The organism is Aeromicrobium sp. Root236 (assembly GCF_001428805.1).
In the GTDB taxonomy this organism is placed as follows: Bacteria; Actinomycetota; Actinomycetes; order Propionibacteriales; family Nocardioidaceae; genus Aeromicrobium.
Map to the genome: position 1 here is coordinate 419,645 of NZ_LMIS01000001.1, position 13,760 is coordinate 433,404.

Genomic DNA, 13,760 nt, shown 5'->3' on the forward strand with positions numbered 1-13,760 from the left:
TGGCGTCAGGCCACCTAGACTGGGTCCATGCAGCTCATCGACACACATGGCCGGGTCGCCACCGACCTCCGCGTGTCGCTGACCGATCGCTGCAACCTCAGGTGTCAGTACTGCATGCCGGCCGAGGGCCTCGACTGGATGCCCAGCGAGGACACCTTGACCGACGCCGAGCTGATGCGCCTGATCGGCATCGGCGTCGAGCTGCTCGGCGTCCGCGACGTCCGGTTCACCGGGGGAGAGCCGTTGCTCCGCCGCAGCCTGCCCGAGCTGGTGGCCGCGACCAAGGCACTTCCGTCAAAGCCCCGCACGGCGATGACGTCCAACGGCCTCGGCCTCAAGCACACGGCCAAGGCCCTGGCTGCCGCCGGTCTCGACCGGGTCAACATCAGCCTCGACACGACGGACCCCGCAACGTTCGAGCAGATCACCCGCCGCAACCGCCTGCACGACGTCATCGACGGCCTCGCCGCGGCCCGCGAAGCCGGACTGGCACCGGTCAAGGTCAACGCCGTGCTGCTGCGCGGCATCAACGACGCCGAGGCGCCGGACCTGTTGCGCTGGTGCATGAAGCACGACTACGAGCTGCGGTTCATCGAGCAGATGCCGCTCGACGCCCAGCACGGCTGGAACCGCGAGGCCATGGTCACTGCCGACGAGACGCTCACGCTGCTGGGCGAGCACTTCAGGCTGACCGGCCTCGACGGCCGCGGCTCGGCACCGGCCGAGAAGTTCCTCGTCGACGACGGACCGCACACCGTCGGCATCATCGGCTCGGTCACCCGCCCGTTCTGCGGCGACTGCAACCGCGTACGCCTGACCGCCGACGGCCAGATCCTCAACTGCCTGTTCGCCCGCGAGGAGTCCGACCTGCGGACTGCGCTGCGCGGTGGTGCGTCGGACGAGGAGATCGCGCGTCGCTGGACCGCGGCGATGATGACCAAGCTGCCGGGTCACGGCATCGACGACCCGAGCTTCCTGCAGTCGTCACGCCCGATGTCGTCGATCGGCGGCTAGACCGGCTGGGTCTCTTTCCAGAAGCCTCGCGCCGACAGGAACGACCGCAGCGACTCCTCGTGCTCGTCGCAGGCGAGCCAGATCTTGCGCCGGTCGGGCGTGTGGATCTTGGGGTTGTTCCACAGCAGCTGGTGCTGTGCCTCGGCGGTGCAGCCCTTGGCCGAGCAGGTCAGGACGTCACTCACGGTCGAGGGGCGGAGCAGCGGGCGGCTCGATCTCGCCCTTGGCCTCGGGACCGAACGGCGACGGGCCGGAGCCCTTCTTGCGTACGCCCGCATTGGCCAGGACCACCGACGTGTAGGGCAGGAACACCGCTCCGACGAACAGGATCCAGCCCAGGCGCGACCACGGCGACGGGACGGTGGTCAGGACGATGACTCCGCCGATGAAGCAGAGCGTCCGGATGCCCATCGAGATCGCGTAGCGCCGCTCGCGCCGGCCTCGGTCGGCGCTCTGGGACTCGGCCGCAGTCGTGATCGAGAAGACCTGCTGCTTCCGCGGTTCTGTGGGCACACCTCCACTCTACGTCGCGCACGCGTGTCCACCGGATGGAGTCCGGAGTCGCACGGGGCCACACGGGTCGTACGCTCGGGACATGACTGATCGCACATACCGCGTCACCGAGATCGTCGGCACCTCGCCCGACGGCATCACCGAAGCCGTCGACAACGGCATCAAGCGGGCCGGCAAGACCCTGCGCCACCTCGACTGGTTCGAGGTCACGGACATCCGCGGCCAGGTCACCGACACCGAGGTGTCCCACTACCAGGTGACGATGAAGCTCGGCTTCCGCCTCGAGGACGATGAATAGGCCAAGCAGCCCTTTCCACCGGTGATCGAGTGCCGCCGAGGGACGAGGCGGTGTATCGAGATCAGTCCGTCGACCCGAACCGGCGCAGACCGGCAGCAGCGGCTGACAGGACGACCACGAGGCCGCCGTAGACGTACGTCGTGGTGGCCAGGCCGATGTGCGGCGCTGCGATGCCCGCCGCGACCGCGGGGATGCCGAACGCCAGGTAGCTGACGACGAAGACCGCCGCGAAGAGCTCGCCCCGTTCGTGCGGTCCCACCGTCGGGGTGATCGACCGCATGATGCCGAGGAACGCCGTGCCGAAGCCCGCTCCGCCGACGACTGCTGCGGCGAGGAATCCCCACAGCGACCCGGCGGCGAGGGCGACCAGGGTCAGCGCCGTGCCGAGCGCGAGCGCCGTCGTCCCGAAGATCGTGATGCTTCGTGAGGCCGCTCCCCGTGCGACGTAGCAGGCGAGCGCACCGACTCCGGTGAGCACCGTGACGACGAGGCCCTGCTCGACGTGGTCGTGGCCGCCCAGCTGAGTGGCCACGATGGGCGCTCCGAGCGAGAGGTAGAGACCGCCGGTGGCCCAGCCCGCGACGAGAGCAGGTGTGCTCCGGAGGAATGCCGGACGGGCCGGCACCGGTACGCCGACGCGGGGGCGCAGCGAGTGCAGCAGGCCTTCACGCCGCGGTGACGTCTCCGGCAGCAGCCAGACGACCGCTGCCAGCAGGACGTACACGGCCGTCAGGGTGCCGAACACCGCCACGAGCGGCTGCGACGACTGGTCGAGCACGATGCCGCCGAACAGGGCGCCGGCGGCCAGACCCGCGAGCGGGCTCACGCTGTTGAACGTCGCGGCTGCACCGGGACGGTGCTCCGGCTCGAGGTCGACGACCGCTGCGCTCAGGGACGACATCAGCAGGCCACTGGCCGCACCCTGCCCCGTGCGCGCCAGGAACAGGGCTCCGACCGAGTCCGCGTGCCAGAACACGACCATGCTGAGCGCGAGCATCGCGAAGCCCACCGAGATCATCGGGCGGCGACCGACGTGATCGGAGAGCGATCCGGTCACGAGCAACGTCGCCAGGAGTGCGATGGCGTACACGGCGAAGATGCCGGTCAAGGTCGCCGACGAGAATCCCAGCTCCTGCTGCAGGACGGGATAGAACGGCGACGGCGCGCTCGCGCCGATCATCATCGCCACGAAGGCGAAGAGGCCCAGCGCGAACGCGTTGGTGGTGCGTCGGGCGACCTGAGGGGCGTCCAGGGTGATGGTCATGGTGGTTCCTCGGAACGATCAGTTCGAAAAGATTGGAACCATCACGGTACGCCGATCATCACCACTGTTCAAGTATTATCGAACCATGGCGACCTATGAGCTGGAACACCCCGCGATCGAGGACATCGCGTTGACCGACGTGCTGTTCGCGCTGAGCGACCCGGCCCGGCTCGAGATCGTGCGGGAGGTCGCCGGCGGCCCGCTCGACATGGCGGCCTGCGGCGCGACCAATCCCGACCTGCCCAAGTCGACGAAGTCGCACCTCATGAAGGTGCTCCGTGAGGCCGGCATCGTCCGCAACGTGCCCAACGGTCGCGGCCGGCTCGTCAGCCTCCGCAAGGACGAGCTCGACGCGAGGTTCCCCGGCCTGCTCGACTCGGTGCTCGGCAGCTAGTCAGCCGCGTCGGCGGCCTCGACCTCCTCGCGGGTGATGCCGAGGAGGTAGACGATCGCGTCGAGGTACGGCACGTTGACCGAGGTCCGCGCCTGGTCGCGTACGAGGGGCTTGGCGTTGAACGCGATGCCGAGGCCCGCAGCCGCGAGCATGTCGAGGTCGTTGGCGCCGTCGCCGATCGCCACGGTGTTCTTGACCGAGATGCGTGCCTGATCGGCGAAGTGCCGCAGCGCCTCCGCCTTGCCGGCCCGGTCGACGACGTCCCCGACGATCTTGCCGGTGAGGCGGCCGTCGACCACCTCGAGCTCGTTGGCCGCGAAGTAGTCGATGTCGAGCTCGGCGGCGATCTTCTCGATGATGCGGGTGAAACCGCCGCTGACCAGCGCGAACCGATAGCCGAGACGCTTGAGCGTACGGATCATCGTGCGGGCGCCGGGAGCGTACGTCAGCGAGTCGTAGACCTCGTCGAGCGCCGACTCGGGAACACCCTCGAGCAAGGCAACCCGCGCGCGCAGGGACTCCGTGAAGTCCAGGTCGCCTCGCATGGCGGACTCGGTCACGGCGGCGACCTCGGCCTCGCACCCCGCGTGGGCGGCGATCATCTCGATGACCTCGCCCTGGATCAGGGTCGAGTCGACGTCCATCACGACGAGCCGTTGCGCGTGCCGCAGGATGCCGTTCTCCTGGACCGCGACGTCGACGCCCTGCTCGAACGCGACGGCGGCGAGATCGGCCTGCAGCTGGTCGGGGTCCGCACCCGACACCTCCATGCGGATCGCCGTCACTGGATAGCGGGCCATGCGGACGATGCGGTCGATGTTGCCGCCGTCGTCCTTGATCTGCTGGGCCAGGGCTGCCATGGCGGCGGGGCGCAGGGGAGCGCCGAGGATCACGACCTGCGCCCGGCCGACCCGGCGAGCCCGGTTGTCGCCGGTTCCGTACTCGACCGTGACCTCGAGGCCGAACGCCGCGCCAACGGCGTGCACCGTGGTCTCGAGGCGCGAGGTGTCGTCGGGGACGGTGAGCAGGGCGCTGAGGATCAGGCGGCCTCGTACGACGAGCTGCTCGACGTCGATGACCTCCACGCCGTACGGCTCGATGTCGGCGAACAGGCGCGTCGTCACACCGCTCTGGTCGGGCCCCGTGAGGGTGACCAGGACGGTCGGATCGTTGAAGTGCAGAGTGGGCACGGGATCAGTCATCGCACCCGAGGCTATCGCTGACGCCGAGCGTCGCCGCGATAGGTTGACTCCACCGCCACCAACTACGACCAGGAGTGTGTATGCCTGCCGCTTTCGAGCTCTCGAAGGTGAGTGTCGTACGGCCCGGCAAGGTCCTGCTCGAAGACGTCAGCTGGACCGTGGAGGAGGGCGAGCGGTGGGTCGTCCTCGGGCCCAACGGAGCCGGCAAGACGACGCTGCTGCAGATCATCAGCGCGGCGATGCACCCGACCAAGGGCAAGGTCCGCATCCTCGGCAGCAAGCTCGGCAAGGTCGACATCTTCGACCTGCGCACCCGCATCGGACACACGAGCACCGCCGTCGCCGACCTGATCCCGCCCACGGAGTCCGTCGGCAACACGATCGTCTCGGCCGCGCACGCCGTTCTCGGCCGCTGGCAGGAGCAGTACGACGAGGAGGACTACCGTCGGGCCACCCAGATGATGGGCGAGATGGGCATCACGCGCCTGGCCAACCGCACGTTCGGCACGCTGTCGGAGGGCGAGCGCAAGCGAGTCCTGATCGCCCGCGCGCTCATGACCGACCCCGAGCTCCTGCTCCTCGACGAGCCCGCCGCAGGCCTCGACCTCGGTGCCCGCGAGGACCTCATGGCCAGCCTCGAGGTGCTGTCGCACGCCAAGGACGCGCCGGTGCTCGTGATGGTGTCGCACCACGTCGAGGAGATTCCCGTCGGATTCACCCACGTACTCATGCTTCGAGATGGCAGGGTGGTGGCCCAGGGGCCGATCGAGTCGACGCTCACGGGCGAGACGCTCAGCACGACCTTCGGGTCGCGCATCCAGCTCCAGCACGAAGGTGGACGCTACAACGCCCGCCGGGCAGCATACGGACATCGCGCTGATCGCGGCGATGGCACAGGGGAGGCATCATGAACGACTGGCTGACCGACAACGGCTGGGCCGTGTGGCTCGCCATCGCGCTCCTGCTGGTCATCATCGAGCTGCTGAGCCTCGACCTCGTCCTGCTGATGTTCGGCGTCGGAGCGCTCGCCGCTGCGGTCGCCACGGCCCTCGGGGTCAATGTCTATCTCGCCATCGTGGTGTTCGCGCTGGTGGCGGTGGCCATGCTGCTCCTCGTACGCCCTCCGCTGGTCGAGCGCCTGCACGCCGGTCCGACGCTGACGACGGGCCATGACGCCCTCGTCGGCCGCTCGGCCATCGTCCTGGAGCCCGTCGGCGGCACGCACGGCCGCATCCAGCTCGCCGGTGAGGTCTGGTCCGCCCGCGCGGCCGAGGACCGTCAGACGTACGAGACCGGCACCGAAGTCCTCGTCACCCGGATTGACGGCGCCACTGCCGTCGTCACCATCAAGGAGTCCTGAATGACAGCACTGATCGTGCTCATCCTGATCGCCGTCCTGGCGATCGTCTTCGTCTCGATGACGGTCAAGATCGTGCCCCAGGCGCGAGCCGGGATCGTCGAGCGGTTCGGCAAGTACCGTACGACCTTGTCGGCCGGCCTCAACATCGTCGTGCCGTTCATCGACAAGGTCCGCTACGTCATCGACCTCCGTGAGCAGGTCGTCTCGTTCCCGCCGCAGCCGGTCATCACCGAGGACAACCTCGTCGTGTCGATCGACACCGTGATCTACTTCCAGGTCACCGACCCGATCGCGGCGACCTACGAGATCGCCAACTACATCCAGGCGATCGAGCAGCTCACGATGACGACGCTGCGCAACATCACCGGTGGCATGAGCCTCGAGCACGCGCTGACCAGCCGCGACCAGATCAACTCCGGCCTCCGCGGCGAGCTCGACAGCGCGACCGGCAAGTGGGGCATCCGCGTCAACCGCGTCGAGCTCAAGGGCATCGATCCGCCGCCGTCGATCATCGACGCGATGGAGCAGCAGATGCGCGCCGAGCGCAACAAGCGCGCGGCGATCCTCACCGCCGAGGGCGAGCGCCAGTCGGCGATCCTCACCGCCGAGGGCCAGAAGCAGTCCGCGATCCTGACGGCTGAGGGTGAGCGCCAGGCGCAGATCCTCACGGCGCAGGCCGACCGCCAGGCACAGATCCTTCGGGCGCAGGGTGAGGCCCAGGCCATCCAGACGGTCTTCCAGGCCATCCACGACGGCAACCCCGACCAGAAGCTGCTGTCCTACCAGTACCTCCAGATGCTGCCGAAGATCGCCGAGGGCGACAACGCCACGACGTGGATCATCCCGGCCGAGCTGACCAAGGCGCTGGGCACGCTGGGCGGCACGCTCGGCAAGATCCCGGTCGACGGCGGCGGCAGCAAGACGCGGGTCGACTTCGACGCGCCGATCGTCGACGACGCTCCCGACGAACAGGCCACCGCCGACGCCGTGCAGGAGGCCCTCGACGCCGCCAAGGCCGCCGAGAGTCCGGTGGGTCCGAGTGCGGGCGCGCCGCCGGCCCAGCCCGAGTCCGGCACCCCTGAGCCGCCTGCGGCTCCCGAGCCGCCCACGGCCTAGGACGATGCAGAACGCCCCTCGACCATCACGGTCGAGGGGCGTTCTGTCGTCTCAGTGCTGGTAGGTGCCGTGGATGATCGCGCGGCCCAGCGTCTTGAACGCGAGGTTGAAGCCGACGACCGCGGGCGACACGGAGGAGTCGACGCCGAGGCTGTCCTCGCCCACGGCGTGCACCACGTAGAAGTAGCGGTGCACCTGGTCGCCGGCTGGGGGAGCGGCGCCCATGTAGCCGAAGCCGCCGCCGTCATTGCGTACGTGGAATGCGCTGCCGGGCAGCGAGTCGTCCGAGGCGCCCGCCCCGGTGGCCAGCTCGGTGACGTCGGCGGGGATGTCGACGGCGACCCAGTGCCAGAAGCCGGACACGATCGGCGCGTCGGGGTCGAAGCACGTGACGACGTACGACTTGGTGCCCTCCGGTGCGCCGGACCAGGACAGCTGCGGCGACGTGTCGCCGAACTCGTTGACCTGGTCGTCCTTGAGGGGCTGGCCGTCGGTGACGTCAGAGCTCGTCACCGAGAACGACGCCGCGGAGGGCAGGAGCGGATAGGGATCGGGTGTCACAGGACGGTCAAGGCTCATGCTCGTTAGGCTAGCCCGGTGGCCGAGATCGTACGACTGGACGACCTCGAGGATCCCCGACTCCGCGACTACGTCGACCTGCGTGACGTCCAGCTGAGGCTGCGGCTCGAGGCTGACCGGGGACTGTTCCTCGCCGAGGGTGAGAAGGTCGTCCGTCGAGCCCTCGAGTCAGGCCACCGGCCGCGCTCGTTCCTCATGTCGCCGCGCTGGCTCGACGGACTCGCCGACCTGCTCGACGCCAGCGACGTGCCCTGTTTCGTGCTCGACGACGTGTCGATCGAGAAGCTCACCGGGTTCCACGTGCACCGCGGGGCGCTCGCAGCGCTCGAACGCCCGGAGCTCGCCTCGCCCCAGGAGGTGCTGGCCGACGCGCGTCGCGTCATCGTGATGGAGGATCTCGCGGACCACACGAACGTCGGTGGCGCCTTCCGGGCCGCGGCGGCGTTGGGCTTCGACGCGGTCCTGTTGTCACCGCGCTGCGCCGACCCGCTCTACCGCCGCGCGATCAAGGTGTCGATGGGCTCGGTGTTCTGGCTGCCCTACGCGCGGATCGAGGACTGGTACACCGCACCGGACGTGCTCCGTGACGCGGGCTTCACGACGTACGCGATGACGCTGGCCGCGGACTCGGTGCCGATCGACTCGGTGCCGCACGACGTCGATCGCCTCGCCCTCATCGTCGGCTCCGAGGGGCACGGACTCAGCTCGCACTGGGAGAAGTCGGCCGATCATCGGGTGACGATCCCGATGGCAGCCGGCATCGACTCGCTCAACGTCGCCTCGTCGGTCGCCGTGGCCTGCTGGGAGCTGCGGGCGCGCTGAGCCCTTGGCGGTGGCGGGACCTAGCGCTCGATGACCGGGTCGTCGACGAGCACCGTGATGGGCCAGTCCTCGGGGTAGTTGTCGGCCAGCTCCTGATGCTGCTTGTAGAGCTTCTTGCGCGAACGCTCGGGCAGCCGGTCGCCGAACACGGTGCCGAACAGGTGGTCGGTCTCGTGCTGCAGGCACCGCGCCAGCAAGCCGTCGCCGACGAACTCGACGGGGGCGCCGGTGTGGTCGACGCCCGTGACGTGTGCACGATCGGGCCGGGCGCACGAGGTGAAGGCTCCGGGCAGCGACAGGCAGCCCTCGTCCTCGTCCTCGAGGTTGCGGTCCTTGCCTTCCGGAAGGTGCAGGACCGGGTTGCACACGACGCCGGTCACCTGGTTGTTGTCGTCGTCAGGGCAGTCGAAGACGAACACCTTGAGGTCGACGCCGACCTGGTTGGCTGCGAGGCCCACACCCTTGGCGGCGTACATCGTCGCGACCATGTCCTTGACGAGCGTCTCGAGGTCGTCGTCGAACACCGTGACGTCCTTGAGCTCGCGGTGCATGACGGGCGTGCCCCAGCGGGTGATGGGACGTACGGAACCGCCTCCGGGCAGCGGTCGGGACTGTGAAGCAGGCACGGGCTCTGGGCTCCTTCGCTCAGGACTGGACAAGGCTACCGAGCCATCAGGTGGCGGCAACTTCTGGTCCTGCGATGTGAGTTCGGATACCATGGGTATGTCAAACTGCAACTCGCAGTTACAGTTGGCGGAGCGGGTGGGCACCTCAGTCCAACCTCGCCCCTTCACTCATCCAGTCCGAGGAGTTCCTGTGGCCAGTCGCCGAGATCCCATGGGCATCGGTCTGGCGGTGCTCAACCGCATCGCCAGCTCGCCGACCATCGACAAGCTCAAGCTGCGCAAGACGACCGAGAAGGCCGTCTACCAGGGCGCCAAGAGCGGCTTCCGTGTCGCCGGAGCCACGACGCGTACGTTCAAGCGGGTCAAGAGCTCGGGCAAGCCCAAGCGCCTGGCACGTACGTCCGACAGCGGTGTGTTCGACCTGGAGCCGACCGAGGACCAGCAGATGATCGTCGGCATCATCAAGGAGTTCGCCGCCGAGGTGCTCCGTCCCGGAGCCGAGGCCGCCGAGTCCGCCAACGACACGTCCAAGGAGGTCCTCGCCCAGACGAGCGAGTTCGGACTGACCCTCCTCAACATCCCCGAGAGCCTCGGCGGGTTGTCGGAGGACCGGTCGGCCGTCACCGGCGTGCTGGTCGCCGAGGCGCTCGCCGAGGGTGACATGGGGCAGGCCGTCGCATGCCTCGCGCCGGCTGCGGTCGCGACTGCCATCTCGCTGTGGGGCTCCGACGCGCAGCAGCAGACTTATCTCCCTGCCTTCGCGGGCGACGACATCCCGACCGCGGCGCTCGCGGTCGCCGAGCCACGGCCCCTCTTCGACCCGTTCGAGCTGCAGACCAAGGGCGTCACGACCGACACCGGCTTCCGGCTCAATGGCGTGAAGTCCGCGGTCGTACGCGGCGCCGAGGCCGAGCTGTTCGTCGTGGCCGTCGATCTCGAGGGTCGCGGGCCGACGCTCGTGCTGCTCGAGTCGAGCACCGATGGCGTGACGATCGAGGCGGACCCCGGCATGGGCCTGCGTGCGGCCGGCCTGAGTCGCCTCGTCCTGACGGACGTCGACATCCCCGCCGACGCCATCCTCGGCGACGGTTCGGCTGACGACTACCGCGAGTGCGTACGCCTCTCGCGCCTCGCCTGGGCCGGCCTCGCACTCGGTGCGGCTCGAGCCGTCCTCGACTACGTCTCGGACTACGTCAAGACCCGCACCGCGTTCGGCGAGCCGATCGCGCATCGCCAGGCGGTGGCGTTCATGGTCGCCGACATCGCGATCGAGCTCGAAGGCATGCGCCTCACCACGCTGCGAGCCGCTTCACGGGCCGAGCAGGGTGCGGACCACGCCCGCGAGGTCGCGCTCGCGCGACGACTGACCGCCGAGTACGGCATGAAGATCGGCACCGACGGCGTCCAGCTGCTCGGCGGCCACGGATTCGTCAAGGAGCACCCGGTCGAACGGTGGTACCGCGACCTGCGAGCCATCGGCCTGATGGAAGGAGCAGTCCTCGTCTGAGGACGGAATCACTCATGATCAATCTCGAGACTCCCCGCAAGTTCCGCCCGTTCATCAAGCAGGCCCACCAGGTCGCCGAGGAGTTCCTGCGCGCCAACTCGCGCAAGTACGACCTCGCCGAGCACGCGTACCCCAAGGAGCTGGACCTGCTCGCCTCGCTGGTCGACGGCATGGGCGACTCCGGACAGGGCCAGGGTGCCGGCGCTGCCGGCGTACGCCGTGACGAGACCGACGACGAGGACAAGGGCAGCAAGGTCAAGAACGGCACCAACATGTCGTCCGTGCTCTCGATCATCGAGATGTGCTGGGCCGATGTCGGCCTCCTGCTCTCGATGCCCCGTCAGGGCCTCGGCAACTCCGCGATCGCGTCGGTGGCCAACGAGGAGCAGCTCGAGCGCTTCAAGGGCACCTGGGCGGCGATGGCCATCACCGAGCCGAGCTTCGGCTCCGACTCGGCGGCGATCACCACGACCGCGGTCAAGGACGGCGACGCCTACATCCTCAACGGCGAGAAGATCTTCGTGACGGCCGGTGACCGCGCCGACTCGGTCGTGGTCTGGGCGACGCTCGACAAGAACCTCGGCCGGGCCGCGATCAAGTCGTTCCTCGTGCCCAAGAGCCTGCCCGGCATCAGGGTCGAGCGGCTGGAGCACAAGCTCGGCATCCGTTCGTCCGACACCGCCGTCATCGTGCTCGACAACTGCCGAGTGCCCGCGGAGAACCTCCTCGGCAACCCGGAGATCGACACCAAGCAGGGCTTCGCCGGCGCCATGGCGACGTTCGACAACACTCGTCCCCTCGTGGCCGGCATGGCCGTGGGCTGCGCCAGAGCAGCGTTGGAGGACACCCGCCGCCTGCTGGAGGACGCCGGAGTCGTCATCGACTACGACCGCCCCGTGCAGTCGCAGTCGTACGCCGCGGCGACGTTCATCGCGATGGAGGCCGACTGGGAGGCCGCCCTGCTGCTGACCCTCGAGGCCGCGTGGCTGGCGGACAACCGCAAGCCCAACTCGATGGAGGCCTCCATGGCCAAGGCCAAGGCCGGCCGCGTGGGCAACCAGATCACGCTGCGTTGCGTCGAGCTCGCCGGGACGCTGGGCTACAGCGAGACCGAGCTGGTGGAGAAGTGGGCGAGGGACTCCAAGATCCTCGACATCTTCGAAGGCACGCAGCAGATCCAGCAGCTCATCGTGGCTCGGCGCCTGCTCAACCTCACCTCGTCGGAGCTTCGCTGACGGACCTGCGTTGTTCTATAGGCTGACGCCATGAGCAACGATCTCCCCAACGACCTGGACGTCGAGTTCGAGCTGACCAGGTTCGTGCGGCGGGTGCGTGCGCGCTCGCTCCGGCAGCTTCCGGAGATCCACCCGTCGCTCGACTACGGGATGTTCCTGTTCCTCATCGCGATCTGCGATGCGCCCGACGGCATCCGCGGCTCCGAGCTGGCCGAGGGACTCGGGGTGCACAAGTCGACGGCGAGCCGGGCGATCGCGTCGCTGGAGAAGCTCGGCCTGGTCTCCCGCGTGCCCGACCCCGACGACGGGCGCGCCCAGCTGCTCGTCGCCGAGCCCGAGGCGCGGGCCAAGCTCGATGCCTACCGCAAGCGCAGCCACCAGCGGTTCTCCGCGATCCTCTCGGCCTGGGATCCCGAAGAGGTCAGCACGTTCGCCCGCCACCTGGCGCGCCTCAACGACGCTGCCGAACAGATCCCGTGAGGATCTTCCACCTCGCCACCGAAGAGGCCTGGGCGTCTGCGCTGGCGGCCGGTACGTACACGGTGTCGACCCTGGGCCTGCAGCTGTCCGAGGTGGGCTTCATCCACTGCTCCCAGGCTGAACAGGTCGCCGGTGTGCACGAGCGGTTCTACCGCGACGTCACCGAACCGCTGCGCCTGCTGACGATCGACACCGACCTGCTGACGTCCCGGTGGCAGCTCGATCCCGTGGAGGGCGAGCCGCTGCCGTTCCCGCACATCTACGGGCCGCTCAATGTCGATGCCGTGGTGTCCGCGGAACCGTTCAGAGCGTCAGCATCGACTTGATGGCCGTACGCTCGTCCATCGCGCGATAGCCGTCGGCGACCTGGTCCAGCGGCAGCGTCTGGTCGAACACACGGCCCGGTGACACCGCGCCGGACAGCACGTCAGGCAGGAGCTCCTCGATGTACGCGCGTGCCGGCGCCACGCCGCCGGCGATGCCGAGGTTGCGGTAGAACATCCCGCGGACGTCGACCTCGACACCGTGCGGCACGCCGACGAAGCCGATGCGTCCGCCGGGACGGGCGCACTGCATCGCCTGCGCCATGCTCTGCTCGGTGCCGACGCACTCGAGGACGTGGTCGGCGCCGATGCCGTCGAGCATCTCGCGGACCTCGGCAGCACCCTCCTTGCCACGAGTCGCGACGATCTCGTCAGCGCCGAACTCGCGGGCCAGCTGCTGACGGTCCTCGTGGCGGGACATCGCGACGACCTTGCCTGCGCCGAGCCGCTTGGCCGCCAGGACGGCGGAGAGGCCGACCGCGCCGTCACCGACGACCGCGACCGTGCTGCCGGGCTGGACCCCGGCGAGCATCGCAGCATGGTGGCCGGTCGGGAAGACGTCGGACAACGTCAGGAGGTGCGGCACCATCGCCTCGTCAGGCTGGGCCGTCGCCACCAAGGTGCCGTCGGCCAGCGGCACGCGCACGAGCTCGCCCTGCCCACCGTCGACCGGCTGTCCCTGGCGATCGTCGACGCCCCAGAACCCGCCGCTGACGCACGAGGTGTGGATGCCGCGCTCGCAGAGCTTGCAGGTGTTGTCGGAGTACATGAAAGGCGCGATGACGAAGTCTCCCTCGTTCAGCGTCGAGACACCGGCGCCGACCTGCTCCACGACGCCCACGAACTCGTGACCGATGCGCATGGGCTCGGTGACCTCGTTGATGCCGCGATAGGGCCACAGGTCGGAACCGCAGACGCAGGCCGCGACGACGCGCACGATGGCGTCGCCGTCGTCGTGCAGCTGCGGGGCGGGGACGTCGTCGAGGCGGATGTCATGAGGAGCGTGGAGAACGGTGGCGCGCATCTG

18 protein-coding genes are annotated in these 13,760 nt (G+C 68.8%); 11 read left to right on the plus strand and 7 right to left on the minus strand.

What is annotated here, in order from left to right; all coding sequences use genetic code 11:
- Positions 1 to 27 precede the first annotated feature (27 nt).
- Positions 28 to 1,014: a GTP 3',8-cyclase MoaA gene (gene moaA / locus ASE12_RS02085; RefSeq protein ID WP_056396316.1), complete on the plus strand. Its 987-nt coding sequence runs from the start codon at positions 28 to 30 to the stop codon at positions 1,012 to 1,014.
- Here the strand turns inward: moaA and ASE12_RS02090 are convergent.
- On the minus strand, positions 1,011 to 1,199 hold the full coding sequence (locus ASE12_RS02090; protein WP_369797159.1) for an acetone carboxylase: 189 nt from the start codon (positions 1,197 to 1,199) through the stop codon (positions 1,011 to 1,013). The two genes, moaA and ASE12_RS02090, sit on opposite strands and share 4 nt — an antisense overlap.
- Entirely contained in the window at positions 1,192 to 1,527 is a 336-nt protein-coding gene (locus ASE12_RS02095; RefSeq protein WP_056396319.1) for a DUF3099 domain-containing protein, read from the minus strand. Before ASE12_RS02095 ends, ASE12_RS02090 begins: the two co-directional genes overlap by 8 nt.
- An 82-nt stretch (positions 1,528 to 1,609) precedes the next feature.
- Between ASE12_RS02095 and ASE12_RS02100 the strand changes: the two genes are divergently transcribed.
- Positions 1,610 to 1,825: a dodecin gene (locus tag ASE12_RS02100; protein ID WP_056213679.1), complete on the plus strand. Its 216-nt coding sequence runs from the start codon at positions 1,610 to 1,612 to the stop codon at positions 1,823 to 1,825.
- 61 nt (positions 1,826 to 1,886) lie between these two features.
- Here the strand turns inward: ASE12_RS02100 and ASE12_RS02105 are convergent, their stop codons facing one another.
- The gene (locus ASE12_RS02105) at positions 1,887 to 3,089 is read right to left on the minus strand and encodes an MFS transporter (protein ID WP_056396322.1); all 1,203 of its coding nucleotides are present in this window, start codon (positions 3,087 to 3,089) and stop codon (positions 1,887 to 1,889) included.
- 85 nt (positions 3,090 to 3,174) lie between these two features.
- Here ASE12_RS02105 and ASE12_RS02110 point away from each other — a divergent pair, with 85 nt between their 5' ends.
- Entirely contained in the window at positions 3,175 to 3,483 is a 309-nt protein-coding gene (locus ASE12_RS02110) for a transcriptional regulator (protein WP_056396325.1), read from the plus strand.
- On the opposite strand, the gene serB is transcribed toward ASE12_RS02110, so the two are convergent.
- Complete coding sequence (gene serB / locus ASE12_RS02115; RefSeq protein ID WP_056396328.1) at positions 3,480 to 4,685, minus strand: phosphoserine phosphatase SerB; 1,206 nt, start codon at positions 4,683 to 4,685, stop codon at positions 3,480 to 3,482. The two genes, ASE12_RS02110 and serB, sit on opposite strands and share 4 nt — an antisense overlap.
- An 80-nt stretch (positions 4,686 to 4,765) precedes the next feature.
- Here serB and ASE12_RS02120 point away from each other — a divergent pair, with 80 nt between their 5' ends.
- Genes ASE12_RS02120 through ASE12_RS02130 form a run of 3 tightly spaced genes read left to right on the plus strand, consistent with a single transcriptional unit; the run spans position 4,766 to position 7,161 of the window.
- Entirely contained in the window at positions 4,766 to 5,596 is an 831-nt protein-coding gene (locus tag ASE12_RS02120) for an ABC transporter ATP-binding protein (protein ID WP_056396332.1), read from the plus strand.
- Positions 5,593 to 6,045 (plus strand): NfeD family protein, encoded by a 453-nt coding sequence (locus ASE12_RS02125; RefSeq protein WP_056396336.1) that lies wholly within the window; start codon positions 5,593 to 5,595, stop codon positions 6,043 to 6,045. Before ASE12_RS02120 ends, ASE12_RS02125 begins: the two co-directional genes overlap by 4 nt.
- A complete protein-coding gene (locus ASE12_RS02130; RefSeq protein ID WP_056396339.1) occupies positions 6,046 to 7,161 on the plus strand; it encodes an SPFH domain-containing protein in 1,116 nt (371 codons plus the stop codon).
- Between the two features lie 51 nt (positions 7,162 to 7,212).
- On the opposite strand, the gene ASE12_RS02135 is transcribed toward ASE12_RS02130, so the two are convergent.
- On the minus strand, positions 7,213 to 7,740 hold the full coding sequence (locus ASE12_RS02135; protein WP_056396343.1) for a YbhB/YbcL family Raf kinase inhibitor-like protein: 528 nt from the start codon (positions 7,738 to 7,740) through the stop codon (positions 7,213 to 7,215).
- 18 nt (positions 7,741 to 7,758) lie between these two features.
- Here ASE12_RS02135 and ASE12_RS02140 point away from each other — a divergent pair, with 18 nt between their 5' ends.
- Positions 7,759 to 8,562: an RNA methyltransferase gene (locus ASE12_RS02140; RefSeq protein ID WP_056396346.1), complete on the plus strand. Its 804-nt coding sequence runs from the start codon at positions 7,759 to 7,761 to the stop codon at positions 8,560 to 8,562.
- Between the two features lie 20 nt (positions 8,563 to 8,582).
- On the opposite strand, the gene def is transcribed toward ASE12_RS02140, so the two are convergent.
- A complete protein-coding gene (gene def / locus ASE12_RS02145) occupies positions 8,583 to 9,188 on the minus strand; it encodes a peptide deformylase (RefSeq protein WP_056396347.1) in 606 nt (201 codons plus the stop codon).
- Positions 9,189 to 9,378: 190 nt separating this feature from the next.
- On the opposite strand from def, the gene ASE12_RS02150 reads away from it, so the two are divergent.
- Genes ASE12_RS02150 through ASE12_RS02165 form a run of 4 tightly spaced genes read left to right on the plus strand, consistent with a single transcriptional unit; the run spans position 9,379 to position 12,736 of the window.
- Positions 9,379 to 10,695, plus strand: a complete 1,317-nt coding sequence (locus ASE12_RS02150) for an acyl-CoA dehydrogenase family protein (protein ID WP_235508822.1) — start codon at positions 9,379 to 9,381, stop codon at positions 10,693 to 10,695.
- A gap of 14 nt (positions 10,696 to 10,709) precedes the next feature.
- Positions 10,710 to 11,930 (plus strand): acyl-CoA dehydrogenase family protein, encoded by a 1,221-nt coding sequence (locus ASE12_RS02155; RefSeq protein ID WP_056396349.1) that lies wholly within the window; start codon positions 10,710 to 10,712, stop codon positions 11,928 to 11,930.
- 30 nt (positions 11,931 to 11,960) lie between these two features.
- Entirely contained in the window at positions 11,961 to 12,410 is a 450-nt protein-coding gene (locus ASE12_RS02160) for a MarR family winged helix-turn-helix transcriptional regulator (RefSeq protein ID WP_056396351.1), read from the plus strand.
- Positions 12,407 to 12,736, plus strand: coding sequence for a DUF952 domain-containing protein (locus ASE12_RS02165; RefSeq protein WP_056396352.1), 330 nt, complete (start codon positions 12,407 to 12,409; stop codon positions 12,734 to 12,736). The genes ASE12_RS02160 and ASE12_RS02165 overlap by 4 nt, the downstream gene beginning before the upstream one ends.
- On the opposite strand, the gene ASE12_RS02170 is transcribed toward ASE12_RS02165, so the two are convergent.
- Positions 12,714 to 13,757: a zinc-dependent alcohol dehydrogenase family protein gene (locus tag ASE12_RS02170; RefSeq protein ID WP_056396353.1), complete on the minus strand. Its 1,044-nt coding sequence runs from the start codon at positions 13,755 to 13,757 to the stop codon at positions 12,714 to 12,716. The genes ASE12_RS02165 and ASE12_RS02170 overlap by 23 nt on opposite strands.
- Positions 13,758 to 13,760: the final 3 nt, after the last annotated feature.

Excerpts from the sequence above, each read along its gene's own strand:
- ASE12_RS02120 (WP_056396332.1), top strand. The coding sequence starts at position 4,766 with ATGCCTGCCGCTTTCGAGCTCTCGAAGGTGAGTGTCGTACGGCCCGGC.
- ASE12_RS02170 (WP_056396353.1), bottom strand. The coding sequence starts at position 13,757 with ATGCGCGCCACCGTTCTCCACGCTCCTCATGACATCCGCCTCGACGAC.
- ASE12_RS02130 (WP_056396339.1), top strand. The coding sequence starts at position 6,046 with ATGACAGCACTGATCGTGCTCATCCTGATCGCCGTCCTGGCGATCGTC.
- ASE12_RS02100 (WP_056213679.1), top strand. The coding sequence starts at position 1,610 with ATGACTGATCGCACATACCGCGTCACCGAGATCGTCGGCACCTCGCCC.
- ASE12_RS02155 (WP_056396349.1), top strand. The coding sequence starts at position 10,710 with ATGATCAATCTCGAGACTCCCCGCAAGTTCCGCCCGTTCATCAAGCAG.
- moaA (WP_056396316.1), top strand. The coding sequence starts at position 28 with ATGCAGCTCATCGACACACATGGCCGGGTCGCCACCGACCTCCGCGTG.
- ASE12_RS02160 (WP_056396351.1), top strand. The coding sequence starts at position 11,961 with ATGAGCAACGATCTCCCCAACGACCTGGACGTCGAGTTCGAGCTGACC.
- serB (WP_056396328.1), bottom strand. The coding sequence starts at position 4,685 with ATGACTGATCCCGTGCCCACTCTGCACTTCAACGATCCGACCGTCCTG.
- ASE12_RS02105 (WP_056396322.1), bottom strand. The coding sequence starts at position 3,089 with ATGACCATCACCCTGGACGCCCCTCAGGTCGCCCGACGCACCACCAAC.
- ASE12_RS02110 (WP_056396325.1), top strand. The coding sequence starts at position 3,175 with ATGGCGACCTATGAGCTGGAACACCCCGCGATCGAGGACATCGCGTTG.
- ASE12_RS02125 (WP_056396336.1), top strand. The coding sequence starts at position 5,593 with ATGAACGACTGGCTGACCGACAACGGCTGGGCCGTGTGGCTCGCCATC.
- ASE12_RS02135 (WP_056396343.1), bottom strand. The coding sequence starts at position 7,740 with ATGAGCCTTGACCGTCCTGTGACACCCGATCCCTATCCGCTCCTGCCC.